This is a genomic window from Leifsonia sp. NPDC058292, from assembly GCF_042880955.1.
Lineage (GTDB): Bacteria > Actinomycetota > Actinomycetes > Actinomycetales > Microbacteriaceae > Leifsonia.
In genome coordinates, this window is record NZ_JBHVYL010000003.1 from 61,185 (window position 1) to 87,047 (window position 25,863).

Below are 25,863 nucleotides of genomic sequence, written 5' to 3' on the forward strand. Positions count from 1 at the left end.
GCGCCGGATACCGCTAGTCGGCAACGAGCAGACGCTGGGCGGCGAGGCGACCCGAAGCGGCCAGCGAGGTGTTGGCTTTCGCCCAGTCGACTCGGCCATCCCGAAGCCGTCGGGTTTCGCCGGCCTGTTCAGCGTCAGCGGCGGCGAGCATCGCTTCGGCGATCGCCGTGGGCTCGAAGTCGCTTCGCCAGCCGAGGCCGTTGTCGGAGACCAGTTTCGCGCCCGCTCCGATACCGGCGAACACCACCGGGGTGCCGCACGCGGCGGCCGCGTAGGTCTTCGTCGGCTTGGCGAAGTCGTAGCCGACCCCGGGTTTGATGCTGGCGAGCGCGGCGGTCGCGCCGCGGATCCACTCGGCCGTCTCGGCGGGCGGGATCACACCCCCGAGGTGCACGTGATCCGTCAGCCCGAGCCGTTCGGCCGCTTCACGAATGTGCGGCTCCTCGACGCCCTGGCCGAAGTAGCGGATCGAGGCCGTCGGATGCGTCTGCCGCACGATCGCGAGCGCCTCGACGAAGATCGCCGGCCCCTGCCACTCCGACATCGCGCCGGTGTAGACGTAGGTGGGCTGTGACAGCTCGGCACGGGGACCGTCCGGCGTGAACACGTCCATGTCGACGCCGTTGCCGACGGTCGCCACGGCCGACGGATCGACGCCGAAGGCGACGACCTTCTGCGCGACTTCGTCGGAGACCGCGATGACGGTCGCGGCGTTGCGCATCACGAAGCCCTCGACCGCTCGCATGATGCCGACCAGAAATCGCGGTGCGCCGAGAGCGATGAGGCCATCCGTCCACACGTCGGCGGCGTAGTAGGCGTACGGCCGCCGCCGCAGCCAGCTCGTCACCGCGACGACGGCGCCGGTGGTCGGCGGGGGTTCGGAGACGACGAGATCACCGCCGGTGAAGAGCAGGCGGAAGAAGAGAGGGATGTCGAAACTGAGGTACTGCACATACCCGCGCACGTTGCCTCCGCGGTCGCGGAGAACCGGGAAGCGGGAGATCGTGACGCCCGCATCCGGGGCCGGGATGGCCGTTCCGCGGGGCGGCACCGATGTCACCACGCGCACCTTCACGCCCTCCGCGGCGAGGCCCCTGGCCAGAGCGCGCAGACGGAACGCGGCGGCTCCGACCTCGGGCGCGTAGAGGCGAGAGGCGATGATCACCCGCCTCATGCGCTGGCTCACGCCGAGATCGTGATGGTCGAGGCGCTTCTGGCCGACTCGAGCACCGCCTCCGCGACCCGAACGTTCTCGAGCCCTTCGCGCATGGTGACGACGACAGCCGCGGGCGGGGTGACGCCGAGGATCGCATCCCGGAACGCCTCGTGCTCCGACCTGAGCGGCTCGCGCTTGGTGATCGCGTAGCGCACCATGGTGCCTTCGGAGACTCCGCGGAAAGCCATCACGGAGTCCCACTCGGTGCGCACGGTGCCGTTCTCGAAGAACGTGAGGTCACCGCTGACCGTGTCGGCGACGAGGGCGCCGCGTTCGCCGGTCACGATGGTGACGCGCTCCTTCATGGGCGACAGCCAGTTGACAAGGTGGTTGGTGATCACGCCGTTCTGCAGGCGAGCCGTGAACGACACCATGTCTTCGAACTCGCGGCCGCTGCGCAGGGTGGTCTGCGCCGACACCGTCGCGAACCGGCTCTGGGCGAGCCAGGAGGTCAGGTCGATGTCGTGCGTGCCGAGGTCTTTGACGACGCCGACGTCGGCGATGCGTGACGGGAAAGGCCCCTGCCTCCGCGTGGCGATCTGGTAGACCTCGCCGAGGTCTCCGCTCTCCAAGCGTGCCCGGAGGCTGAGCAGAGCGGGGTTGAACCGCTCGATGTGACCGACGGCCCCGACCAGGCCCCGTGACTCGAACGCCTCCACCACTCGGGTGGCCGAGTCGACGTCGCCCGAGATGGGCTTCTCGACGAGCGCGTGCACACCGGCTTCGGCGAGGCGCAGGGCGATGGCCTCGTGCATCGCGGTGGGAACGGCCACCACGGCAGCGTCGATGCCCAGCGCGATCAGCGCGTCGACATCGGGTGAGACCGCGAGCTTGCCGGCGACGCCGTGCGGGTCGCCGAGGGCATCCGCCACTCCGGCGAGCGTGATGCCCTCCGTCTCACGGATGACGCGCGCGTGATGACGCCCCATCATGCCGAGACCGACGAGTCCTACGCGCAGCTCGGCCATCAGGCACCCGCTCCCGCGAGGGCGTTCACAGCGGCGACGATGCGGTCGAGGTCGGCCGGGGAGAGCGACGGGTGCACCGGGAGCGAGAGCACCTCGCGCGCGGCCCGCTCGGTTTCGGGGAGGTCTTCGGTGCGGGCGAACGACGGCAGCCGGTGGTTGGGGATGGGGTAGTACACCCCGCTGCCGATGGCGTACTCCTCGCGTAGGGCGGTCGCGAACCCGTCCCGGTCTTCCGGCACCCGGATCGTGTACTGGTGGTACACGTGCGTCGCGTTCCCGGCGACGGCGGGGATGCCGACGCCGCGGAGGTTCGCGTCGAAGAACGCGGCGTTCTCCTGGCGCTGCTTCGTCCAGCGGCCGACCTTGGTCAGCTGAACCCGGCCGATGGCGGCGTGGAGGTTGGTCATGCGGGCATTGAAGCCGACGATCTCGTTCTCATACTGCTTCGCCATGCCCTGGTTGCGCAGCAGGCGGAGCCGGCGCGCGATCTCTTCGTCGCCGGTGGTCACCATCCCGCCCTCGCCGGAGGTCATGTTCTTCGTCGGGTACAGGCTGAACATCGCGAAGTCGCCGAAGGAGCCGACGGGGCGGCCGTCGAGCTGCGCGCCGTGGGCCTGGGCCGCATCCTCGAACAGGCGCAGACCGCGTCGGGTCGCCAGCTCGCCGAGAGCGGCCAGGTCGGCGGGATGCCCGTAGAGGTGCACGGGCATGATCCCGACGGTGCGCTCGGTCAGCACGGACTCGACCGCGCGGGCGTCGAGAGCGTAGGTGACCGGGTCGATGTCGGCGAAGACCGGGGTCGCGCCGGTGAGGGCGACCGAGTTGGCCGTGGCAGCGAAGGTGAACGACGGCACGACGACCTCGTCGCCGGGGCCGACGCCCGCGGCCAGCAGCCCGAGGTGGAGCCCGGATGTTCCGGAGTTCACCGCCACGGCGTGACGGCCGTCGACGAGCTGCGCGGAGAACTCGTTCTCGAACGCGGCGACCTCTTCGCCCTGGGCGAGCATGCCCGAGACGAGCACGGCGTCGACCGCCGCACGCTCGTCGTCCCCGATGATCGGTTTCGCCGCCGGGATGAAAGCTCCGGTCTCTGTCATTGGTTCACCTCGGTGAGTTCGTCGTTTGTTTCTCGGTACTGCTCGCCGGTGCTGGGGCACACCCAGAGATCGCCCTCACGTTCGAGGGGCACCCCGGCCTTGCCGACCCACCGGATGCGCCGCGCCGGAACACCGGCGACGAGCGCGAAGTCGGGAACGTCTTTGGTGACGACGGCGCCTGCGGCGACCGTCGCCCAGCGACCGATCGTCACCGGGGCGACGCACACGGCGCGGGCGCCGATGGAGGCTCCGTCGCCGATCGTCACTCCGACAGGCGTCCAGTCGTGGGCGCTCTTCAGCTCGCCGTCGGGCGTGATCGCGCGCGGATACGTGTCGTTCGTCAGCACGACGGCCGGGCCGATGAACACACCGGTGCCGAGCACCGCCGGCTCGTAGACGAGGGCGTAGTTCTGCACCTTGCAGTTGTCGCCCATCCGAACGCCCGTTCCGATGTATGCGCCGCGCCCGACGATGCAGTTCTCACCGAGCACGGCCTCCTCGCGCACCTGCGCGAGATGCCAGATCTTGGAGCCGTCGCCGATCGAAGCATCGGACGAGACATCGGCACCAGGTGCAACGAAAGCCAACGCCGTATCGTCCTTTCGAGAAGCGGATGCGCCTGTATCGAACCGCAGAGCGCGCAACGAAACTATCACGGGCCCGGCGGGCTCCCCTGGGAGAGGCTGTCGTCCAGCCGGCACCGATGCGGCGGAGCTAGTATGGATCAGCAATTCCGTATTTCTTTCGCGCGCCAGAGCGCGTGCCGATCTGGAGGCGACCGATTTCCGCTGCCGAGAGCAAGACCTGGCTCGTGATCCCGCTTTTCAACGAGGCGCCGGTCATCCGTGCCGTGGTGGAAGACGCTCGCAAGGTCTTCCCGAACGTGGTCTGCGTCGACGACGGCTCCACCGACGGGTCGGCCGACGAGGCTCGTGCCGCCGGGGCGGTCGTGGTGAAGCATCCGATCAACCTCGGCCAGGGCGCGTCGCTGCGCACGGGGCTCGACTGGGCTCTCACCGACCCCGGTGCGGAGTATTTCGTGACGTTCGACGCCGACGGCCAGCACCAGGTCTCGGATGCGGTCGTCATGGTGAACATCCTGCAAGACCAGCCTGTCGACGTCGTCGTGGGGTCGCGCTTCCTCGACGGTCGCACGACGGTGTCACCGCTGAAACGTCTCGTGCTGAAGACCGCGGTCGCGTTCGAGCGGCGCAGCACCGGAGTGCATCTGACCGACGCGCACAACGGCTTGCGCGCGTTCAACCGCCGTGCCGCGTCGTCGATCGCGATCACCCAGAACAGAATGGCTCACGCGTCGGAGATCGTGTCGGAGATCTCCCGCAACGACCTGCGCTGGGTGGAGGCGCCGGTGCACGTCGTGTACACCGACTATTCGAAGGCCAAGGGCCAGTCGGTCTGGAACTCGGTCAACATCCTCAGCGATCTGTTCGTGAAGTAGGAGCAGCACCATGGACGCCGGTCAAACCGTGATCAAGATCATCCTCGTCGTCGTGCTCGCCGCCTTCGCCGTCTTCCTCATGATCCCCGGTCGCGGGCAACGTCACGTCGCCATCCGCCGCCTGGTGATGCTCGTGCTTCTCGCTCTGGTCGTGCTGGCCGTGATCTTCCCCTCGGCCGTCACGTCGGTCGCCCATCTCGTCGGGGTCGGCCGAGGTGCCGATCTCCTGCTCTACGGTCTGATCGTCGTGTTCGCGGGCAACTCGATCCTGGTGCAGCGCAGGCACCGCAACACCGAGCGGGAGATCACGATCCTGGCCCGGCAGCTGGCCATCCTGCAGGCGCCCACCCCCGAACAGGCCGAAGCCGAGCGCCCGGCCCCCACGGCAGATGGGGCGGATGCGGAGCCGTCAGACGCGCAGACGGAGTCCAAGGGCGTCTCGTAGACTTCGGCCCATGCGAGTTCTCGTCACCGGCGGCGCCGGCTATATCGGCGCGCACGTCGTCCGCCTGCTCCAAGAGCGTGGCGACGACGTCGTGATCGCCGACGATCTGGTCACCGGGGATGTTCGCCGCGTGCCCGGAGTCGAGGTGCTCACGGTCGACCTCGCCTCGCTCGACGCGATCGACGTCTTGTCCGCCGGCCTCCGCGAGCAGCGCATCGACGCGGTGCTCCATTTCGCCGCCCGAAAACAGGTCGGTGAGTCGGTCGAGCGTCCGGCCTGGTACTACCAGCAGAACGTGGGCGGGCTCGCGAACCTGCTCATCGCCATGGAGAACGCGGGCGTCGCACGCCTGGTCTTCTCCTCGTCCGCCGCCGTGTACGGGTCTGCGAGCGGGGCCGCCATCACCGAAGACGCGCAGACGGTGCCGGTCAATCCGTACGGGGGCACGAAGCTCGTCGGAGAACAGCTCGTGGCGGATGCCGGCCGGGCGTTCGGTCTGTCCGCCGTGAGCCTGCGCTACTTCAACGTGGCGGGCACCGGCGCGATCGAGCTCGCCGACCGCGCGCGCCTCAACCTCGTGCCGATGGTCTTCGAGCGCATCGACCAGGGTCTGCCTCCGCTGATCTTCGGCGACGACTACGACACCCCCGACGGCACCTGCGTGCGGGACTACGTGCACGTGCTCGACGTGGCCGAGGCCCACCTCGCCGCCATCGACCACACGGTCGGCGGGCGTGGCGACCACGAGGTGTTCAACATCGGAACGGGGGAGGGGACGAGCGTTCGCCAGATGGTCGACGCCATCCTCGAGCTCGCGGGCTCCTCGCTCGAGCCCGAGGTCGTCGAACGCCGGGCCGGAGACGCCGCCGTCGTCGTCGCCTCGGCGTCGAAGATCGAGGCCGAGCTGGGCTGGCGTGCGGCGCACGGGCTCGACGAGATCGTCGGGTCGGCGTGGCGGGCGCATGTCGCGGCCAGGGTCGACGGCCGAATGCCCTAGCGTGATGCCCGTGCCCGCATCCGATACGCCGGCGAAGGTTCCCGGGCGGTTCGCCCGAAAGTTCTGGATCCCGTTCGCCTTTCTCGCCGCTCTCTCGACCCTCTGGGCTCTGGCGAGCCCGCTGTTCTCCATCCCGGATGAGAACGCTCACGCCGCCAAAGCGATCGCGCAGGTGCGCGGTCAGGTCATCGGGTCGGTCGAATCCGGGGCGAAGTACCTGGTCGTCGACCTCCCGCCGGGGTACCACTACAACCACTCGACGATGTGCTTCCTGTTCAAGCCGGAGTCGTCGGCTCACTGCGCGGTGCACTTCGGCGACGGCTCGGGCTCGGCGACGTTCGACACCTGGGTCGGCGCATACAACCCGATCTACTACTACCTCGTCGGCTGGCCGAGCCTGCTGACCGACAACGGGGAGGTCGGCGTCTACGCGATGAGGATTGCCAGCGCACTGCTCGGAGCGCTGCTTCTGGCCTGGGGTTTCCAGGCGGCGCTGTCGTCGCGCCGCACCCGCTGGCTCCCGCTCGGTCTGATGCTGGTCGCGGGCCCGATGGTGCTGTATCTCACCGGCTCCGTGAACCCGAACGGCGTCGAGATCGCGGCGGCGGCGGCCCTGTGGGCAAGCCTCCTCCGCCTGCTGGAGCGACACGATCCCGCGTCGACCGATGTCGGTCTCTCGCGCGGATACCTGTGGACGATCGTGACGATCTCCGGCATCCTTCTGGCCAATGCCCGGTCGGTCGGCCCGCTCTGGCTCGTCATCGTGGTCGCCGCTTGTCTCGCCGTCTCGGGGCTGCGCAGCGCTCGCGCGTTCTTCACCCGTCCGGCCAATTACATCTGGATCGGTGTGATCGCCGCCGGCACGCTCTTCTCCGGCATCTGGACCCTCGCGACCGGCGGCGCGGCCGGCCAGGCGGGCGTGGCTGACGCGCCACTCGTCGGGGCGAGCGCCTTCTCCGGGGTCACGGCGATGCTGAAGCTCACACCCGGCTTTCTCGAGCAGAGCCTCGGCGTGTTCGGCTGGCTCGACACCCCTCTGCCCTGGATGCTGTACGCCGTCGTCGTGATCGCCATCGGCGTTCTGCTGATCCTCGCACTGACCGGCGCCGGCCGCCGGGCGACGATCGTAATCGCCTGCGCGATCGTGGGGGCCCTGATCATCCCGGCTCTCGTGCAGGGCGTCACCGTCTCGCGCACCGGGCTGATCTGGCAGGGCAGGTACGGGCTCTTCCTCTACCTGGCGGTGCCGCTGCTCGCGGCCTGGATGCTGTCCCGGCCCGAAGGCTCCCGGCTCGATTTCGTGTCGAGCCGCATCACCGCGATCGGTCTGGGGCTCTGCTCGCTCTTCGGCTTCTCGGCCTTCCTCTACGCCCTCCGGCGCTACACGACGGGATTCGAGCATCCGTTCAACACGATGCTGCACCCCGCCTGGCAGCCGCCTCTTGGGTGGCAGACGCTGACCGTCGTCTACGCCCTGGTGACGGTGGGCTTCGCGGTGTGGCTCGGGCTCCAGGGCGTCGACCGACGTGACCGTGCGCAGACGGTGGAGCAGGAGCAGCGGCCTGAGCTCGTCGCGGACTCCGTCGGTGCGTGACATGCGCATCGCCATCGTCTACGACTGCCTGTACCCCCTGAACACCGGCGGAGGCGAGCGGGTCTACCGCCGCATGGCCGAACTGCTCGTCGATCGCGGTCACTCGGTCGACTACCTCACGCGCGACCAATGGGGCGACGCGGATGCGCCCGCAGCGCCGTTCACGGTCGTTCCGGTCTGGTCGGGCGAGATCTACGACGCGGAGGGGGGACGCCGCGCGGCTGCGGCGGCGGGCTTCGCGCTCGCCGTGTTCCGCGAGCTCCGCCGCCGTCGCGGCGAGTACGACCTCGTGATCGTGAGCGCGCTCCCGGTGCTCAACGTCTTCGCCGCCCGGGCCGCGACGATCGGCACCCGCACGCGACTGCTGAGCGACTGGCTCGAGGTTTGGACCTGGCGCAAGTGGCGGGAGTACTCCGGGGCGCTCGTCGGTACGATCGCCTCGGTTCTGCAGTGGTTCGCGCTCCGGCTCACGGCGGGCGCCACGGTCAACAGCTCGTTCACCCGCGACCGGGTGAGGCGCTACCGTCGCAGGCTGCGACCCATCGTGCTCGGCCTGCTCGATCTCGCGGGGGAGCCCCGCCGCCCGAGCGCGGTCGCCTCCCGGCCGGGGCTTGTGCTCTTCGCCGGCCGGCACATCCCCGACAAGCAGCTCACTGCGCTGCCGGCCGCGATAGCGGTCGCGCACGACGCCGACCCGGCGGTGCGAGCCGTCGTCGTCGGTTCGGGGCCCGAGACGGAGGCTCTCCGTCGCGCCGTCGCCGAACACGGGGTCGGCGAGCTGTTCGACATCCGGGGCCGTGTCGACGATGACGAGCTCGAGCGGCTGTTCGCCGAGGCCGCGGTGCTGGTGAACCCCTCGCGCCGGGAAGGGTTCGGCCTCGTCGTCGCGGAGGCCGCGGCCGTCGGCACCCCGAGTGTCGTCGTCGCCGGCGATGACAATGCCGCTGTCGATCTGATCGTGGAGGGCGTGAACGGGTTCGTCGCCGCCGACGCCGGCCCGCAGGCGCTCGGCGGCGCCATCGCCCGGGCCGTGGCGGGCGGCCAGCAGCTCAGAACGTCGACGGCGGAGTGGTTCGTGTCGGCGAGCCGGTCGCAGAACCTGTCGCGCTCGGTCGACGAGATCCTCGAGCGTTACGGTTCGAGCGCCCGCTGAAAGCTCGCGGCGGTGAGCCGCGCGGTCGTCGCCCAAGAGAGCTCGGCGGCGCGGGCGAGCCCGGCGGCCGACCGACGCTGCTGCTCGGCCGGATCGGCCAGCAGGCTCCGGATGCGCGCGGCGAGACCGTCCGCATCTCGCGGATCGACGTAGGTGGCGGCGCCCCCGCCGACCTCGTGCAGCACCGGGATGTCGGAGCAGATCACGGGGCAGCCGCGAGACATCGCCTCGAGCACGGGCAGCCCGAAGCCCTCGAAGAGGGTGGGGATGACGACCGCGGTCGCCTCGGCGTACAGGCGTTCCACCTCGGCGTCGTCGACCCAGCCGAGCAGCGTGGTCGTCGCCCCGATGCCGAGCGAGTCGACGAGAGGGCGAAGTGGGTCGTCGCCGTGGGATCCCGTGATGACCAGCCGGGGCCGTTCGCCGGCTGGAATCCGGGCGACCGCCGTGAGCAGCGTCTCGAAGTTCTTGTGGGGCATCCGGTTGCCGAGGCTGAGGATGAGATCGGCCGCTCGCCCGGTGGCGTTCGACGGCGCTGTGCCGGGGCGTCCCGCGAGAGGCACGACGTCGATGCGGTCGTCGGCGATCCGCAGAACCTTCCGCAGGTCGTCGGCCGACTGACGGCTGACGGTGATCACGCGTTTCGCGTGGCGCGCGGCGCGGGAGATCAGGCCGCGCAGCACAGGGGAGTACGGGCCGGGCACCCACTCGGGATGCACGAAGGGCAGCAGGTCGTGCACCGTGAGGACAACGGGCACGCGTGACCGCACCGGGCCGATGTTCGCGGGCGCGTGGATGAGGTCTGCTCCGGCGTGCCGGGCGGCGGCCGGAACCGTGGTCAGCTCGCCCCGGGCCCACGAGACACGGTTGTCCCCGGTGATCGGGGCGGAGACGAGCTCGCCGGGGAACCAGCCGAGGTCGAGCTCCTGCGCCTCGCGCGGTACCAGCCCGACGTAGTCGAAACCGCCGCCCGCCGTGCCGAGCTCTCGGTACAGGTTGCGCGCGTAGGACTCCATGCCGCCCTTGGTGCCCGTGTAGAAGAGCAGGTCGACGAGCACGCGCGGCACGGCCGTCACGCCTTCCGCGCGCGGGCGGTCTTGCGTCGCCGCGCGACCTCGTAGAGAGCGGCCTGCAGCAGTTCGCCGAGGAGCAGCACCGCGAAGATCCAGCCGAGTTGCTGCGTCGCGACGACGGCCGCGGCCGCGGCGAACGTGATCGCTGCCACGACGCCGCGCAGGATCGTCAGCAGTTTGGCTTCGCCCATCCGGCGCAGCGAAGCGAACGGGATGGTCGTGGCGAGGGATGCGGCGCGCCACAGGCAGGCGATGAGCAGCGGGAGCGCCGTCGCCTGCAGGGTCCAGCTCTCGGCGAAGATGTAGCCGAAGACCCCGAGGAACTCGCACACGAAGATCACCACGACCGCACCCGTCACTGCGGCGGCGGACACGACGATGTCGAGGGTCGAATGCTGTTTGAGCAGACGCAGCCGCATGAAGTTCAGGGGGATGGCGAGCACGCCGGAGACGGTCGAGATGGAGGTGAAGAGCACCGACTGCAGCGGCCCGAGAAACGCGAGGATCATGCCGTTCAGCAGCGGGTAGACGCTTCCGGTGATCGCGACATCGGTCACGACCCAGCCGAGCACGTGCGGCTCGGGGGCGCTCGCCTTGTGCTGAACGGGAAGCGAACGGATGAGCGTTGCCACGAAGATCCCGGCCACCAGGGGGATGAGCGCCCACTTCAGCCCGGCGAAACCCGCGAGCACGCCGGCCAGCGCTCCGACGCCGACGGCGATCGCCGCACCGATCTCGCGTGCGTCGAGCCGTTCGGCCACCGACACCCCGCGGCCGACCTCCAGAGAGGCGAGCAGCACGGGAAGGGCGACGCAGAGCACGACGGCGTTCTCGAACTGCACCGCGACGGCGATGGCCGCGAGCAGGGAGAGCCCGGCGAGCCAGAGCGGAAAGGTCACCCGGCGCTCGGTCGCCGCCGAGCTCAGCCGCGACTCGACGACGACGGCGAAGGTCAGTTGCCCGACGAACGTCGCGACCATGACCATCACGGCGATGCTGCCCTGTTCGGCGAGCGAGAAGATGCGCGACGAGATCGAGATCGTCGCCGCGGGGATCACAGCGAGGGAGACGCCGCCGACGAGGGTGATCAGCGACATCGCCGCCTGCTGGAGGCGCAGCTCGGGGGGAAGCTCGGTCGTCATGCTCAGGCCCGCCTGTCTCCGACGCGCAGCCGCAACGACCGCACGAATCCGATGCCGGTGTCGATGCCGGGGATGCGGCGCGGTCGCGCTGCCGCGGCGGCGCCGGCCTTCCAGCCGGCGAGACGGCCGCTCGTCGACGCCAGGTCGCGGCTGAGCACCAGATCGCCGGCGCACACGATCGCCTCGGTGAGCAGCGCGCGCGCTGCGTGGCGGGTGCGCAGCACGCCGTACGCCCGCAGCAGGTATCCGCGGCCGAAGCCCGCACGGCGCCGCTGCTGGGCCGAGCCCCGGCCGGAGGTCGCGCCGCCGAGGTGAACGCCGCGCGACTCCGAAACGGCGATGGCCCCCCAGCCGCCGGCGCTCAGCCGCAGGGCCAGATCGAGCTCTTCGCCGTACATCTGGATGCCCTCGTCGAGGTTCCCGACCTCGTCGAGCGCCGTGCGCCGATAGGCGGCCACCGCGCCGTACGGCCCGAGGAGCACCGGCGCCGGTGTTCCGTCTTCGACCGCATCCGGCGTCGCGCCGTTGTACCGCACGAAGCCTGCGACGGTGACGTCGGCGCAGATGCCGAACGCGTCGACCCTGCCGTCGGGTTTCAGGAGGAGAGGGGATGCGCTGCCGAGCGTCGCGTCCGCCAGGAGCGGCGCGATGAGAAGCTCGAGCATGTCCGCTTCGGCTTCGACGTCGTTGTTGACGAGCACGACGATCTCGCCGCTCCCTGCCTCGATCCCCCGGTTGCAGGCGCCCGCGAAGCCCAGGTTCTTCTCGAGCGCGATGACGGTCACCTCAGGGTAGCCGGCGCGAAGCCGGGTCACGGTGTCGTCGGGCCCCGCGTCGTCGACGACGATGACGCGGTGGGGAACGGTCTGCTCGGCCAGCCGGGCGAGACAGCGTTCGGTGAGATGCCAGTTGCCGTAAACGGGGACGACGACGTCGATTGTCGTCCCGCCCGCGTTCGTCACCCGTCAACTATCGCAGAAACGGCAGGAGGTCCGAACGCATCGGCTCCGTACGGATATGATCGGCTTCATTCATCCCGACTGAACAAGGACTCATCCACCTCCATGACGACCGTGCAGGCGATAGAACTCTCGATCCTGATGCCGTGCCTGAACGAGGCGGAGACCCTCGCAGTCTGCATCGACAAGGCACAGGCGTATCTGCAGCGAAGCGGGATCGCGGGCGAAGTGGTGATCGCCGACAACGGCAGCACCGACGGCTCGCAGGAGATCGCGGTCGCGCACGGCGCGCGCGTCGTCGACGTCTCCGAGAAGGGCTACGGCGCTGCGCTGCTCGGCGGCATCGCCGCGGCGCAGGGAACGTACGTCATCATGGGCGACGCCGACGACAGCTACGACTTCTCGAATCTCGACCCTTTCGTCGAACGGCTGCGCGCCGGCGACGACCTGGTCATGGGCAACCGGTTTCTGGGCGGCATCGAGCCCGGCGCCATGCCGCCGCTGCACAAGTACCTCGGAAACCCGGTGCTGTCGACCATCGGCAAGATCTTCTTCCGTTCGCCGATCTCGGACTTCCACTGCGGTCTGCGCGGCTTCAACCGCGAGGCCATCAACCGCCTTCACCTGCAGACGACCGGCATGGAGTTCGCCAGCGAGATGGTGGTGAAGGCGTCGCTCGGCGGCAGCAAGGTGAGCGAGGTGCCGACCACGCTCAGCGTCGACGGCCGTTCCCGGCCGCCGCACCTGCGCAGCTGGCGTGACGGCTGGCGCCACCTGCGATTCCTGCTGATCTTCAGTCCGCGCTGGCTCTTCCTCGTGCCGGGCTCCGTCGCGTTCATCCTCGGCATCCTGGGCGCGTTCTTCCTGAGCCTCGGACCGCTGGTGATCGGCGACGTCGGCTTCGACATCTCCAGCCAGGTCTACCTCGCCGCCCTCGCGGTGGTCGGCTATCAGGCGGTGCTGTTCGCCATCCTGAGCAAGATCTACGCCCAGCACGAAGGCTTCCGAATACCTCGCAGCCGCAACTTCGATCGCTTGGAGCGGCGGATTAGCCTGGAGTCGAGCGCCATCGCCGGCGTGATCATCTTCCTGCTCGGCCTCGCGATCGCCGTCGTCCAGTTCTCCATGTGGGCGTCGTCGGGATACGGCGCGCTCAATGCCGCTGACACCATCCGCGCAGCTGTCCCCGCGTCGCTCCTGATGATCCTCGGAGCCCAGACGATCATGGCCGGCATGTTCCTCGGAGTGCTCTCGGTGGTCTTGAAGCGCAAATGAGCGATGCACCACCGCGAGTGAGCGTCGCGCTCTGCACCTACGAGGGCGCGCGCTTCGTTCGGCAGCAGGTCGAGAGCATCCTCGGCCAGAGCCCGAGACCCGCCCAGCTGATCGTGTCGGACGACGGATCCCGCGACGACACCGTGGCGATCGTGCGCGAGGTGACCACGGCCCTCCCCGACGCTCCCGAGACGGTGGTGCTCGTCAGCGAGACGCCGCTCGGCGTCACGAAGAACTTCGAGCGCGCCGTCTCCGCCGCGAGCGGCGACCTCATCGCCCTCAGCGACCAGGACGACGTCTGGCACGAAGGACGCCTCGCATCGATCGCGGCCCGGTTCGCCGCCGACCCTGCCCTGCTGCTACTGCACACGGATGCCGACCTCGTCGACTCCGCGGGCGAACCGCTGGGCCGAACCTTGTTCGAATCGCTCGAGATCACGGCGGAGGAGTTCGCCGCCGAGCAGTCGGGACGCGCCTTCGACGCGTTCGTGCGCCGCAACCTCGCGACCGGTGCGACCGTCGTGTTCCGGCGGGAGCTGCTGGACGCGGCGCTGCCGTTCCCCGACGGCTGGGTGCACGACGAGTGGCTCGCTGCCGTCGCCGCCGCGACCGGTCGCGTCGAGGTGCTGCGCGAGGCGACCATCGACTACCGGCAGCACGACTCCAACCAGATCGGCGTCGCGAAGCCGAGCATCGCGAGCAAGGTCAAGCGCGTGCTCGAGCCGCGCGGCACCCGCAACCAGGTTCTCGCGAGCCGCTTCGCCACGCTGGCCGACAGGCTTGCCGGGCTCGGTTCGGCGGTGCCCGCCGAGATTCTCGCCGCAGCGCGCGGCAAGGCGGAGTTCGAGGCCGAACGCGCCGCTCTTCCCGCCGGCAGGCTCCGCAGGGCCGCCGGGGTGCGGCGACTCGCCGCGAGCGGTCGCTACGAGCGGTTCGCCAGTCGTGGTCGTGCCGACATCATCCGGGACCTTCTGCAACCGGCTTGACCTCGTGGTGCGGCAGGCGCACCCGCCAGCTCATCCCTTGCGATGCTTTGACCGCGCAGATCACGAGCAGCAGCCAGCCCGACTCGGTGAGGATGGAACTCTCGAAGACACTGGTGACGAGCAGCGACACCAGCACGAGCGGCGCCCAGGCGTAGACGACGCTGCGCTTGTTCGAGGCCAGCAGCCAGGAGCGGCCGAACGCCAGCGCGACGAGCGCGACGAACAGGATGAGGCCGATGATGCCCACCTGCAGATACAGGTCGAGGTAGGCGTTCAGGCCGTCGGAGTGGTAGACCCCGGTCGCCGCCTGGATGGCGCTGAACGGGTAGAGATCGTTGGGCCAGCTTCCGACCCAGCCCCAGCCGGCCGTTTGGTTGATCGGGATGAGCTCCCAAATCTGGATCCACAGCCGGTACCGCACCTGGAAGTCGGACCGGGCGTTCAGCAGGTCGATGACGCGCGTGCGGTACACGTAGGCGGCGACGAGGGCGACGACCGTCAGCAGGGCGAGCCCCCACTGGTAGTACCGCCGGTGGATCTGCTTCACCTGCCGGATGCCGTAGAGGGCGAGGGTCGCGAGCCCGACGACCACCGAGACGGCGGCGATCACGGGGGAGTGGGCGAGCAGGATGCAGAGCGCGGCGAGCGTGATCGATGCCGCGGCCAGCGGCGGCCGCACCGACCGTGTGCGGAGCTCCACGAGAAACGTGACGAACGCGATCAGCGCCACGATGCTCAGCTGGTTGCGGCTGCCGAAGAGCCCCTGGATGGGGCCGCCGAGCGCGATGTTGCCCTGGATGCCGAGGAACTTGATGGGCAGATCGAGCAGCAGGCCGCTCACCACCTCCAGCCCGAGTGACACCGTCAGCAGGAAGCGGAGCACGTCGCCCACCACGCGCACGATCTGGATCGCATCCCTCACCAGGGCGATGTAGACGGCGAGGAAGGCGAAACTCAACTGGTAGACGATGCCGCCGATCGTCGCCCACTGGTAGTCACTCCAGAGGACGCTGATCGTGCACCAGCCCACGAAGGCGATGATGGTGATCGGCAGCAGGCCGTGCCATTCGATGAGGTGGCGCTGGGCGATGAACGACAGCGCGGCGAGCACGACGAGAACGGCGAGTGCACCGATGAGGCCGGGCCAGCCGATGACCGCACGGATGGTGTGGGTCGAGAAGCCGACGCCGACCGCGATGAGGGAGAGCACCGAGTTGAACCGGGCGGATCCCAGGAATTCGGTCACCGCGACCGGAACGAGGGGTCGTCGTGTCGCGGCCATGCAGTAATCCTAGGGCGACGCCTGCTTGGTCTTCACAGAGAACACGGCGAGCAGGGTGAACCCCGCCTCGATGAGCAGCCGGCTCTCAGCGAAGCTCTGCGCGATGAACGCCGCCAGCACCAGCAGCGGGAACAGCGTGAGCGCGGTGAACGGCGCGACATCGGAGACGCCGTGCCTCGGCCGGTCGACGGCGAAGAACCACGTGCGCCGGAACGTGGTGAGCACGAGCAGGATGAACACGACGAGTCCCACGATGCCCACCTGGAGCCAGACGTCGAGCCAGGCGTTGTGGGCCTGCAGATACTGCACCTTGTTGCGCACGGCGAGGCCGTCGAACGGGTACACCCACGGCGCCCAGTAGCTCACCCAGCCCCAGCCGAAGGCCGGGCGCTGCTGCGCGAGCTCGATCACCTTGTGCCAGATGTCGAGCCGGCCGGTGAGATCTTCGCTCTTTCCGAAGATCGCGGGGATGCGGCTGGCGAACACCGTCACCAGCACGCCGACGACCACCACGAGGCCTGCGCCGGTCAGGTAGAGGGGAAGCCGGCGGTCGGGCCGCGCGCGCCTCGCCCACAGAGCGAACCCGAGCACGGCGACCATGAACACACCGGCGAGGATGACCGTCGAGGAGCGGGTCAGAGCGAGCGCGAGCACCGCGATGACGAGCCAGGCGATGCCGGCGCCGCGTCGCACCGACCGGTCCGCGAGCTGAACTCCGAAGACGGCGAGGGCGAGCAGGGCGACCATCGCCAGCAGGTTGCTGTTGCCGAGGATGCCCTGGATCTGACCGCCGTGGAAGAGCAGGTCGCGGCTCCAGTAGAAGGCCTGAGGGATCTTGCCGTCGGCCGGCATCGTGAACATCGGGAACAAGGGGATGATCGGCCGGCGCACGAACAGCGACACGATCAGCTCGAACGCGAACGAGAGCCCGAGGATCCACCGGAAAGCGTGGCTCAGAGCGCGCAGAAGCTGCGGCCAATCGAGGCAGAGCGCCAGGAACAGGGCGCCGGTTCCGGTGGCGATCGTCGAGAGCACGCCGAGCGCGCTCGCACCCGGGTAGGCCGACCAGGCGATCGACAGCACGATCAGCACAACGAAGAGCGCGAGCATCCGGGGAGTGCGTCGCCAGTTGAACGCCGGTCGCAGCCGCCACACGAGCACGCCACTGGCCACGGCCAATCCGAAGACGAGCACCAGGTACCCGGGCCAGCTGATCAGGTTGCGCCAGAAGTCTCCCGCGAACAGCGTGAAGAAGAGCAGTGTTCCGAACGCCACGAGCCCCGAACCCTCGGCGGCGGCACGGATGCGGGTGCGCTGCGGCTGCGCGGCTGGGGCTGACGTCACCGCATCAGCATAGGACGTGCGGGCTGAGCGCTCAGGCGTTCGGCGTCGCGATGAACGCCGTTCCCGAACCGCTCACTGTCAGCTCGCCTTCGTCCGGCGTGACGAACACCGACTGCCCTCGCTCCAGCTCCAGGTTGCCGGACGCTCCGGTCAGGGTGATGTCGCCGTCGGTGCACAGCACGATGGCGGCGCCAGGGAGCGCCACGCTCGCCGTTCCGACCTCGCCGCCGACGACGACGTGGTCGAGCTGGAAATCGGGCACATCCGGGCGGAAGACCTCCACCCCCGGCGCCGGATGCTCGGCCGTCATCGGCGCGGCGTCGATGGGCGAGAAGTCGAGAACGCTCACCAGCTCGGGCACGTCGATGCGCTTGGGCGTGAGACCTCCGCGCAGCACGTTGTCCGACGCGGCCATCAGCTCGATGCCGAGTCCGCGCAGGTATGCGTGGATGTTGCCAGCGGGCAGGTAGAGCACCTGCCCGGGAGTCAGGGTGACGCGGTTGAGGAGCAGCGCGAGCACGATCCCCGGGTCGCCGGGGAAAGCCGCATCCAGCATCCGCACGGTGTCTGCTGCGACGGCCAGGTCGTCGCCGGCCGGGTCGGGTTCGAGCGCGTCGGCGGCCCGGCCGACGGCCGAGACGAGTCGTTCCACCTGCGCGTCGCCCCCCAGCAGCCACTCGGTCGCCGTGCGCAGCACCGTCGACGGCTCGCCGGAGAGGGTGTCCGCGAACGCGGAGATCGTGGCGCGGTCGTCGTCGCCGGCCACCGCGGCCAGGCGACGGAACACCGACTCGCTCGCCGGAACATCCCGGAAGCCGCAGAGGGCGTCGAACATGTCGCTCAGAGCGAAGATCAACTCGGGCTTGTGCGCTGCGTCCTTGTAGTTGCGATCCGGCGAGTCGAGGGGGATGCCCGCCGCGTTCTCGTGGGCGAAACCGGCCTGAGCCTGAGCGGTCGAGGGATGCGCCTGCAGCGAGAGCGGCCCGGCCGCGGCCAGCACCTTGAGCAGGTAGGGCAGCTGCGTGGCGTCGCCGAGCGCCACGCCCGGCTCGGCGGCGATCCACTCGGCGAGGTCGTGAGCGCCGTCCGTCTTGGTGGGATCGAGGATCACCGACGGCGAGCCGGCGTGCGCACCGAGCCACAGCTCGGCCTCGGGATGGCCGGTCGGCTGACGGCCGAGCAGTTCGGCGATGGCGGTCGTCGACCCCCAGGCGTAATCGCGGGGGGTATTGCCGATGCGCACAAACATGAGTCGTGGTCCCTTCAGAATCCTTAGACCAAACTACCAACCGCTTTGAACGACCAGGCACGGCTGCCTAGGCTGTCGCTGGTCATCGCGGACAGCACCCGCACCACCCCATCACGCACTGGAGCAGACATGGCATTCGAGACCCTCGCGAGCGACTTCTACGGCTACGAGAACCTCCTGACCGACCGTGAGAAGTCGTTCATCGCCGATCTGCGCGCCCACCTCGAATCCGAGGTGAAGCCCCTGGTCAACGAGTACTGGGAGAAGGCGGAGTTCCCGCACCAGATCCGCGAGGGACTCCACGCCACCGGCGTGATCGGCCTCGGCTTCCCCGAGACGGCCGCGTTCGAGAACTCGGCGGTGTTCCGTGGCTGGGTGGCCCTGGAGCTTGCGCGCGTCGACGCCTCCGTCAGCACGTACTCGGGAGTGCAGAACGGCCTCGCCCTGGGGGCGATCGGGGTCACCGGTTCGGCCGAGCAGCGCGCGGAATGGCTGCCCAAGCTGGCGTCGGGCGAGGTGCTCGGCGCTTTCGGGCTCACCGAACCGCTCTCGGGCTCCGACTCGGCCCGCGGGCTGCGGACGATCGCGACGCGTGACGGCGACGACTGGGTGCTGAACGGCTCGAAGCGCTGGATCGGCAACGCGACGTTCAGCGACATCACCATCATCTGGGCGAAGAGCGCCGAGGACGGCCAGGTCAAGGGATTCATCGTTCCGACCTCGACGCCCGGATACACGGCGACCAAGATCGAGGGCAAGCAGTCGCTGCGCATGGTGCAGAACGCCGACATCACGCTCGAGAACGTGGTCGTTCCCGAGTCGCTGCGCCTGCAGAACGCCAACTCGTTCAAAGACACCGCCGCCGTGCTCCGGCTGACCCGCGCGGAGGTCGCCTGGGCCGCAGTCGGAGTGGCGATCGGCGCATACGAAGCGGCCGTCGCGTACTCGAAGGAGCGCATCCAGTTCGGCAAGCCGCTCGGCGCCCACCAGCTCATCCAAGACCTGCTCGTCAAGTCGCTCGGCAACATCACCGCCTCGATCGGATTGTGCACCAGGGTCTCCGAGATGCTCGACAGCGGTGAGCAGCACGACGAGCACTCGGCTCTCGCCAAGGCGTTCACGACCTCCCGGATGCGCGAGACGGTCGCCTGGTGCCGCGAGATCCTCGGCGGCAACGGCATCGTGATCGATTACGACGTCGCCCGCTTCTTCGCCGACGCCGAGGCGCTCTACTCCTACGAGGGCACCCGCGAGATGAACACGCTCATCGTCGGCCGCTCGATCACCGGGCACGCCGCGTTCGCCTAGGCACCGGTCGGCACACCGATCAGCACACGCCCGCGCGCAGCCGATAGGGTTGCCGAGGCCGGCATCGAGCCGGCGCTCAGGCAACGGAGGTGCGTCACGTGGCGTGGTTGGTGACCGGAGGGGCCGGATACATCGGTTCGCATGTCGTTCGGGCTTTCCTGGCCGACGGAATCGATGTGGTCGTCGTCGACGACCTGTCGAGCGGGCATGAGGAGTTCGTTCCCGACGGCGTGCCCTTCTACCGTGGCACCGTGCTCGACGGCGCCCTGCTCGAGCGGGTGTTCCGTGAGCATCCGGTGACCGGTGTCGTGCACGTCGCGGGCTTCAAGTACGCCGGGGTCTCGGTGCAGCGGCCACTGCACACCTACGAACAGAACGTGACCGCGACCGCGACGCTGCTCGCCGCGATGCAGGAGGCCGGCATCGACGCGATGGTCTTCTCGTCGTCGGCAGCGGTCTACGGCACGCCGGATGTCGACCTCGTCACCGAGAAGACCCCCAAGAACCCGCAGTCGCCGTACGGCGAGTCGAAGCTGATCGGCGAGTGGCTGCTGAGCGACCAGGCCGTCGCCGCCGGGCTGCGCCACACGTCGCTGCGCTACTTCAACGTGGTCGGCTCGGGAGACCCCGCGCTCCGCGACACCAGTCCTCACAACCTCTTCCCGCTCGTGTTCGACGCGCTCGTCGACGGTCGCAGCCCGCGCATCAACGGCGACGACTACCCGACGCCCGACGGCACCTGCGTGCGCGACTACATCCACGTCGCCGATCTGGCGGTCTCGCACGTCGCGGCGGCCAAGCGACTGGATGCGGGCGAGCCCGTGGAGCCCGTCTACAACCTGGGCAGCGGCGACGGCGTCTCCGTGGGGCAGATCATGGCGACCGTCGCCGAAGTCACGGGAATCCGATTCACCCCAGAAGTGGGGCCGCGGCGCCCGGGGGATCCTGCGAGGATCGTTGCGTCGGGCGACCTCGCCGCCCGCGATCTCGACTGGAGAATGCGCCACACCCTGGACGATATGGTGCGCAGCGCCTGGGAAGCGCGGCAGAACGCCTCTTAGGAGGCCACCGCGACGGGCCATCGGCCCGGGCGTGTCGGGATTGTTGTACGCCCTCGGCGCGTCGCGAAGTCTCGACTCGGGGTTAAGGCTTTACGATTCGCGACTTGACGTGAGCGAATGACAACGGTGTAATTATCACAACACGTTGTCTTACGTGGTTTGCAGTTTAAAGGGTGGGAGACCGATATGACAGTTCCTGAATATCGTTCTGGGGTACCCGACGATTGGTTCATCGATCCGGTCAAGCTGGGGGTTCCGGGCGTACGCGCGAATGTCGACGACGACAATCCGCTCGCCTGGCAGTCCGACTCGCTGTGTGCGCAGACCGACCCGGAGGCGTTCTTCCCCGAGAAGGGCGGCTCGACCCGCGACGCGAAGCGCATCTGCGGTTCGTGCGAGGTCCGGTCGCAGTGCCTCGAGTACGCACTGGCCAACGACGAGCGTTTCGGCATCTGGGGCGGCCTCTCCGAGCGCGAGCGCCGCAAGCTCCGCAAGCGCGCGGGCTAGATCACTCGACGGGTGAGTCCCTGGGCGCGATTATGCGCCGCGCCCAAGGGACTGACGCTCATCCGCCGATGCCCAACTTAGGCTGACTCCGATGTTTCCGAGAGTCACCGCCATCGTCGTCGCCCACAGTGGCGGCCCCCGTCTTCAGCGCACTCTCGACGCGCTCGCGGCACAGACCCGCCAACCGGATGTCGTGATCGCGGTCGATTGCGCATCCACCGACGACGCAGCACAGCTGCTCGCAGCGTTCCAGCCCACCCAGCTGCTCTCCGTGCCCGAGAAAGTGCCCTTCGGCGCCGCCGTCGCCACCGGCGTGCGGGTGACGGCACCGCCGACGTCCGACCACGAGTGGCTCTGGCTCCTCGCCCAGGACACGGCTCCCGAACCCGAGGCCCTCGAGACGCTGCTCGGCGCCGTCGAGGTGTCGCCGTCGGTTGCGGCTGCCGGGCCGAAGCTCGTCGACTGGGACGACCCGACCTTCATCCGCGAGTTCGGAGAGGCGATGACGCCGTTCGGCGCCGCCGTTCCGCTCGTCGAGAACGAGATGGACCAGGCGCAGCATGACGGACTGAGCGACGTGCTCGCCGTCTCTTCCGCCGGACTGATCGTGCGCCAGACCCTGTGGGACAAGCTCGGCGGGTTCGACCCGGGGCTCCCGACGGCCGACGACGGCCTCGACTTCAGCACGCGCGTTCGGCTCGCCGGATTCCGCGTCGTTCTCGTCGCCCAGGCGCGGGTCGCGGTCGGCGGCGACGGCGTCGCCGGGCCCAACCTGTCGCGCAAATGGCGGGTCCGCCGTCGTCTCGCGAAGGAGCGCCGTGCCGCCCAGCTGCACCGACGCATGGTCTACGCACCCGCCGCCGCCGTGCCGTTCCATTGGCTGAGCCTGGTTCCGCTCGCGATCGCCCGCTCGATCGGGCGCATCGTGCGCAAGGAGCCCGGCGCCGTCGGGGGAGAACTGGCGGCGGCCTTCCTGGTCGCGTTCTCCGGCATCCGCGTGAGCACTGCGCGGCGGGTGCTGAACCAGAACAAGACCGTCGGCTGGGCCGCGGTCGCGCCGTTGCGCATCCCGTTCGCTGAAGTTCGTCGCGCGCGCGCCCTGAAACGCGAAGCGGCGCTCGTCGGCCAGCAGGGAGAGCGGCAGGAACTCGACTTCTTCGGCACCGGTGGCGGCTGGACGGTGCTCGCCGCCCTGGTGATCGGTGTCGCCATCTTCTTCCCCCTCTTCGGCAGCGGTGCGCTCGGCGGTGGCGGTCTCCTCCCGCTCGGCGACTCGGTCGGCCAGCTCTGGGCCGACCTCGGCTACGGCTGGCGGGATGTCGGGCTCGGCTTCGTCGGCGCCGCCGACCCGTTCTCCGCCGTTCTGGCCGTGCTCGGCACGATCACCTTCTGGCAGCCGTCGTTCTCGCTCGTGGTGCTCTACTTCGCCGCCATCCCGCTGGCGGCGCTCGGCGCCTGGCTCGCCGCCGCGCGGCTCACCAACCGCACACTGCTGCGGGTCTTCGCCGGGCTCGTCTACGCCATCGCCCCCACGCTGCTCGTGGCCATGCAAGACGCGCGTCCCGCTGCCGTGCTCGCGCACATCCTGCTGCCCTGGCTGTTCTTCGCCGGCCTCGCCGCACGCCGTTCCTGGGCGGCCAGCGCCGCCACCGCACTGATCGCCGCCGCCACCGTGGCGTGCGCCCCGGTGCTCATCCCCGCCCTGCTGGTGGCCTGGATCGCGGCGATCGCGTTCGCCGGACGGCGCGCGGCCCGCATCGTGTTCATCCCTTTGCCTGCCGTCGTGCTGTTCGCGCCCCTGGTGTGGGAGCAGATCACTCGGGGGGCGTGGCTCGCGATCTTCGCCGACCCCGGCGTTGCTTTGAACGCTCAGCAGACGCCCGCCTGGCAGCTCGCCCTCGGCTTTTCCGACGGCACGCTCGGCGGCTGGCACACGCTCGGCGACGCCTTGGGAATGCCCATCCCGACCGCGGCACCGAACATCATCGTTCCGATCCTGCTCGCGCCGCTCGGGGTGCTCGCCATCCTCGCCCTGTTCCTGCGCGGTTCCAACCGTGCGATCGTGGCACTGCTCGTCGCCCTCGTCGGCTTCCTGACCGCCGTCGCAGCGCTGCACGTTCAGGTCGCCTTCGCGGGCTCGACAGTCGTGCCGATCTGGCCAGGAACGGCCCTCAGCCTCTACTGGCTCGGGATCGTGGGGGCGGCGGTCATCGCCCTCTCCGCCGTCGGCCGCGCGGCCGCGTACCCGGCCTGGGTCGCGCTGGTGGCACTGGCTCTGGCCGCGGTGCCCTCGGCGATCTCCCTGTACGACGGCAGGTCGGCCGTCGAGGAGACGAACGGCCGCACGATGCCGGCCGTGGTGACGGCGAAGGCGTCGACGGAGCCCCGGGTCGGAACCCTTCGGATCACGCCCCAGCCGGATGGCGGGATCGCCGCTGAGCTGGTGCGCGGGTCGGGGCAGACGCTCGAGACCCAGAGCACCCTGAGTTCGACCGACCGCCATCTGAGTCCCCGGGAGAAGGAGCTCGCGTCTTTGGCGGGCAACCTCGCCTCCCGCAGCGGTTTCGATGCGACGAGCCGGATGCGCGAGCTCGGTGTCGACTTCGTGCTGCTCGCTCCCGCCCAGGTCGCGCTCGACGACGCGAGGCCGACGCCGCCTGCCGAGGTGACGACGACGCGCGCCTCGACGGCTCTCGACGCGAACTCGCTGCTCGTTCCCGTCGGATCGACCGCGAACGGCCAGCTCTGGGCGTTCGACCGCGGCACCGACGCTGTGGCGCCCGCCGCGCAGATCCCCGCCGGAGCCGGCGGATTCTGGCGAGTGCTCATCCTCGTGATCCAGGCTCTCGTCATCGGTGTCACGCTCCTGATGTCGATCCCCACGGTGCGCTCGGCCGACAGGGTCGCCGAGCTGAACTCGCGCCGCCCCGATCGCAGGAAGCGCGACAACGACGATGTCGCGGTGACGCCCGACGACGAGCCCGAGCCGGACGACGAAGCCGGGGAGTCGATTCACGACGAGACCGTGCCCGACTACGACGGCGAGCCGGAGGACGAGGCCGCGGTCGAATCGACCGAGGAGGCGCCGGAGGCAGTGCCGGAGCCGGTACCCGAGCCCGAGCCGGTACCCGAGCCCGAGCCGGTACCCGAGCCCGAACCCGAGCCCGAACGTGAGCCCGAGCCCCAGCCCGATCCCGAGCCCGAACGCGACGCGACCACGCCCCGCGCCGACGTCGTGCACCCGACGCCGACCACGCTCGAGGAAGGTCTCGACGAGACGATCATCCGGCCGCGTCGTGCACCGGAAGGAGATACCCGTGGCTGACAAACGAGGAATCGCCCGGGTGAGCATCCGGCTCGTCAGCGGCGTCATCGGCGTCGGTGTCGCCGGAGTGGTCGTCGCCGGCGCCACCATCCTGCCGATCCCGTCGGTCCAGGCACCGGTTCCGGTCTCCACCGTGAAGCCGGTGCCGGCGGATCAGCAACGGGTCTGCCCCGGGCCGCTGCTCGCGCTGGCCGCCGATGCCGGTGCCGCCACCGCGGCGACGGCGTTCGGCAGCCCGGAGACAGCCGACGGAACCGACGGACCATCCGCTGAGACGCGGCGCATCACGCCGGACTCCGATGCGGCCGACCCTGACGAGGCGCCGACGGTGCTCACGGTCGCGACGCCGTCCTCCGCCTCCGAGCCGCCGCTCATCGCCGGGTCCCAGATCCAGGATGCGGCGACGGACGACCTGGCCGGGCTCGCTGCGGCATCCTGCGGCGAAGCGCTGGCAGACAGCTGGCTCGTCGCGGGATCGACCTCGCTCGGCCAGACGAGCCTGATCATGCTTTCGAACCCGACCACCGTGCAGGCGACCGTGTCGCTGTCGATCTTCGCCGAGACCGGCCGGGTCGACGCGCCCGGCGCGACCGGCATCGTCGTCCCCCCGGGCGGCCAGAAGGTGGTCCCGCTCGCCGGGCTCGCGCCCAGTGTCGCGGCCCCGGTGGTGCACGTGCAGAGCACCGGCGGCCAGGTTCTCGCCTCGCTGCAGCAGAGCTACGAGCAGGGCATCGAGCCGCGCGGAGTCGAACTCAGCGGTGCGACGTCATCGCCGTCGCGCCAGCAGATCATCTCGGGGATGCGCATCTCCACGCTGGCGGCCGTGACCGCGGCTCAAAGCGGCGAGGGGTACGGCGCCGACCTGCCCGCGGTGCGCGTGTTCGTGCCGGGCGCCGACGACGCGGACATCACGGTCGGGGCCGTCGGCGAGAACGGCACGGCGGCGGGCAACTCGTACGCTGCCACGGTGAAGGCCGGCGTGGTGACCGAGATCCCGCTCGACGGACTGAAAGACGGCAACTACACCGTCACGGTGAACTCGAGCGTGCCGGTGGTGGCGTCGGCCCGCACGTCCGTGAGCGCGGGCAAGGCCAAGGATTTCGCCTGGTTCGTCGCCTCGCAGCCGATGGCCGACACCTTCCTCGCAGCGGTGCCGACCGGGCCGACTCCCATCCTCCATTTCGCCAACCGCGCGGAGAAGGATCAGAAGGTCACGATCACGCCCGCGAGCGGCAAGGCGACCACGCTGGTCGTGCCCGCCGAGGGAGCGGCGAACGCGACCGTGACGGCCGGGATGGTCGAGGTCACCGGCGCCGACGGCCTGGTCGTGAGCACGAGCTACTCGGCCGGCGGCAAGATCTCGTCGTTCGCGCTGAACCCGCCAGGACCGCTCGCCTCACCGCTCGTGGTCTACCCGCGCTGA

At 69.6% G+C, this 25,863-nt stretch carries 22 protein-coding genes; 12 read left to right on the forward strand and 10 right to left on the reverse strand.

Annotated features, from left to right (window positions below; all coding sequences use genetic code 11):
* Positions 1–13: 13 nt before the first annotated feature.
* The 4 genes from ACFVWR_RS03670 to ACFVWR_RS03685 are packed head-to-tail and all read right to left on the reverse strand — an operon-like array spanning position 14 to position 3,868.
* Entirely contained in the window at positions 14–1,186 is a 1,173-nt protein-coding gene (locus ACFVWR_RS03670) for a glycosyltransferase (RefSeq protein ID WP_387208088.1), read from the reverse strand.
* Positions 1,183–2,184 (reverse strand): Gfo/Idh/MocA family oxidoreductase, encoded by a 1,002-nt coding sequence (locus tag ACFVWR_RS03675; RefSeq protein WP_387208090.1) that lies wholly within the window; start codon positions 2,182–2,184, stop codon positions 1,183–1,185. The genes ACFVWR_RS03670 and ACFVWR_RS03675 overlap by 4 nt, the downstream gene beginning before the upstream one ends.
* Positions 2,184–3,281, reverse strand: coding sequence for a DegT/DnrJ/EryC1/StrS family aminotransferase (locus tag ACFVWR_RS03680; RefSeq protein ID WP_387208092.1), 1,098 nt, complete (start codon positions 3,279–3,281; stop codon positions 2,184–2,186). Before ACFVWR_RS03680 ends, ACFVWR_RS03675 begins: the two co-directional genes overlap by 1 nt.
* Positions 3,278–3,868 carry an acyltransferase gene (locus tag ACFVWR_RS03685; RefSeq protein WP_387208094.1) on the reverse strand — a complete coding sequence of 197 codons (591 nt, stop codon included), beginning with the start codon at positions 3,866–3,868 and terminating at the stop codon, positions 3,278–3,280. The genes ACFVWR_RS03680 and ACFVWR_RS03685 overlap by 4 nt, the downstream gene beginning before the upstream one ends.
* Positions 3,869–4,092: 224 nt before the next feature.
* Here ACFVWR_RS03685 and ACFVWR_RS03690 point away from each other — a divergent pair, with 224 nt between their 5' ends.
* Genes ACFVWR_RS03690 through ACFVWR_RS03710 form a run of 5 tightly spaced genes read left to right on the forward strand, consistent with a single transcriptional unit; the run spans position 4,093 to position 8,929 of the window.
* A complete protein-coding gene (locus ACFVWR_RS03690; protein WP_387208096.1) occupies positions 4,093–4,740 on the forward strand; it encodes a glycosyltransferase family 2 protein in 648 nt (215 codons plus the stop codon).
* A gap of 10 nt (positions 4,741–4,750) precedes the next feature.
* Positions 4,751–5,185, forward strand: coding sequence for a DUF2304 domain-containing protein (locus ACFVWR_RS03695; RefSeq protein WP_387208098.1), 435 nt, complete (start codon positions 4,751–4,753; stop codon positions 5,183–5,185).
* Between the two features lie 10 nt (positions 5,186–5,195).
* Positions 5,196–6,182 carry a UDP-glucose 4-epimerase GalE gene (gene galE / locus ACFVWR_RS03700; protein ID WP_387208100.1) on the forward strand — a complete coding sequence of 329 codons (987 nt, stop codon included), beginning with the start codon at positions 5,196–5,198 and terminating at the stop codon, positions 6,180–6,182.
* Positions 6,183–6,192: 10 nt separating this feature from the next.
* Positions 6,193–7,776: a DUF2142 domain-containing protein gene (locus ACFVWR_RS03705; protein WP_387208102.1), complete on the forward strand. Its 1,584-nt coding sequence runs from the start codon at positions 6,193–6,195 to the stop codon at positions 7,774–7,776.
* Between the two features lies 1 nt (position 7,777).
* Positions 7,778–8,929 carry a glycosyltransferase family 4 protein gene (locus tag ACFVWR_RS03710; protein WP_387208104.1) on the forward strand — a complete coding sequence of 384 codons (1,152 nt, stop codon included), beginning with the start codon at positions 7,778–7,780 and terminating at the stop codon, positions 8,927–8,929.
* Here the strand turns inward: ACFVWR_RS03710 and ACFVWR_RS03715 are convergent.
* Genes ACFVWR_RS03715 through ACFVWR_RS03725 form a run of 3 tightly spaced genes read right to left on the reverse strand, consistent with a single transcriptional unit; the run spans position 8,908 to position 12,106 of the window.
* Positions 8,908–9,996 carry a glycosyltransferase family 4 protein gene (locus tag ACFVWR_RS03715; protein ID WP_387208106.1) on the reverse strand — a complete coding sequence of 363 codons (1,089 nt, stop codon included), beginning with the start codon at positions 9,994–9,996 and terminating at the stop codon, positions 8,908–8,910. The two genes, ACFVWR_RS03710 and ACFVWR_RS03715, sit on opposite strands and share 22 nt — an antisense overlap.
* A gap of 5 nt (positions 9,997–10,001) precedes the next feature.
* Entirely contained in the window at positions 10,002–11,144 is a 1,143-nt protein-coding gene (locus tag ACFVWR_RS03720) for a hypothetical protein (protein ID WP_387208108.1), read from the reverse strand.
* Between the two features lie 2 nt (positions 11,145–11,146).
* Positions 11,147–12,106 carry a glycosyltransferase family 2 protein gene (locus ACFVWR_RS03725; protein ID WP_387208110.1) on the reverse strand — a complete coding sequence of 320 codons (960 nt, stop codon included), beginning with the start codon at positions 12,104–12,106 and terminating at the stop codon, positions 11,147–11,149.
* Between the two features lie 102 nt (positions 12,107–12,208).
* Here ACFVWR_RS03725 and ACFVWR_RS03730 point away from each other — a divergent pair, with 102 nt between their 5' ends.
* Both ACFVWR_RS03730 and ACFVWR_RS03735 read left to right on the forward strand, forming a co-directional pair.
* A complete protein-coding gene (locus ACFVWR_RS03730) occupies positions 12,209–13,378 on the forward strand; it encodes a glycosyltransferase family 2 protein (protein ID WP_387208112.1) in 1,170 nt (389 codons plus the stop codon).
* Positions 13,375–14,364, forward strand: coding sequence for a glycosyltransferase family 2 protein (locus ACFVWR_RS03735; RefSeq protein ID WP_387208114.1), 990 nt, complete (start codon positions 13,375–13,377; stop codon positions 14,362–14,364). The genes ACFVWR_RS03730 and ACFVWR_RS03735 overlap by 4 nt, the downstream gene beginning before the upstream one ends.
* Here the strand turns inward: ACFVWR_RS03735 and ACFVWR_RS03740 are convergent.
* Genes ACFVWR_RS03740 through manA form a run of 3 tightly spaced genes read right to left on the reverse strand, consistent with a single transcriptional unit; the run spans position 14,336 to position 18,239 of the window.
* On the reverse strand, positions 14,336–15,646 hold the full coding sequence (locus ACFVWR_RS03740; RefSeq protein WP_387208116.1) for an O-antigen ligase family protein: 1,311 nt from the start codon (positions 15,644–15,646) through the stop codon (positions 14,336–14,338). The genes ACFVWR_RS03735 and ACFVWR_RS03740 overlap by 29 nt on opposite strands.
* 9 nt (positions 15,647–15,655) lie before the next feature.
* Positions 15,656–16,990 carry an O-antigen ligase family protein gene (locus ACFVWR_RS03745; RefSeq protein ID WP_387208118.1) on the reverse strand — a complete coding sequence of 445 codons (1,335 nt, stop codon included), beginning with the start codon at positions 16,988–16,990 and terminating at the stop codon, positions 15,656–15,658.
* A 31-nt stretch (positions 16,991–17,021) separates the two neighbouring features.
* Entirely contained in the window at positions 17,022–18,239 is a 1,218-nt protein-coding gene (gene manA / locus ACFVWR_RS03750) for a mannose-6-phosphate isomerase, class I (protein WP_387208120.1), read from the reverse strand.
* Positions 18,240–18,368: 129 nt separating this feature from the next.
* Here manA and ACFVWR_RS03755 point away from each other — a divergent pair, with 129 nt between their 5' ends.
* The 5 genes from ACFVWR_RS03755 to ACFVWR_RS03775 all read left to right on the forward strand — a co-directional run bounded on the left by ACFVWR_RS03755 (position 18,369) and on the right by ACFVWR_RS03775 (position 25,863).
* Positions 18,369–19,547, forward strand: coding sequence for an acyl-CoA dehydrogenase family protein (locus ACFVWR_RS03755; RefSeq protein ID WP_387208122.1), 1,179 nt, complete (start codon positions 18,369–18,371; stop codon positions 19,545–19,547).
* Between the two features lie 98 nt (positions 19,548–19,645).
* A complete protein-coding gene (gene galE, locus ACFVWR_RS03760) occupies positions 19,646–20,608 on the forward strand; it encodes a UDP-glucose 4-epimerase GalE (RefSeq protein ID WP_387208124.1) in 963 nt (320 codons plus the stop codon).
* Between the two features lie 186 nt (positions 20,609–20,794).
* Complete coding sequence (locus tag ACFVWR_RS03765) at positions 20,795–21,115, forward strand: WhiB family transcriptional regulator (RefSeq protein WP_271176267.1); 321 nt, start codon at positions 20,795–20,797, stop codon at positions 21,113–21,115.
* A 91-nt stretch (positions 21,116–21,206) separates the two neighbouring features.
* The gene (locus ACFVWR_RS03770) at positions 21,207–24,440 is read left to right on the forward strand and encodes a glycosyltransferase family 2 protein (RefSeq protein WP_387208126.1); all 3,234 of its coding nucleotides are present in this window, start codon (positions 21,207–21,209) and stop codon (positions 24,438–24,440) included.
* Positions 24,433–25,863, forward strand: coding sequence for a DUF5719 family protein (locus tag ACFVWR_RS03775; RefSeq protein ID WP_387208128.1), 1,431 nt, complete (start codon positions 24,433–24,435; stop codon positions 25,861–25,863). Before ACFVWR_RS03770 ends, ACFVWR_RS03775 begins: the two co-directional genes overlap by 8 nt.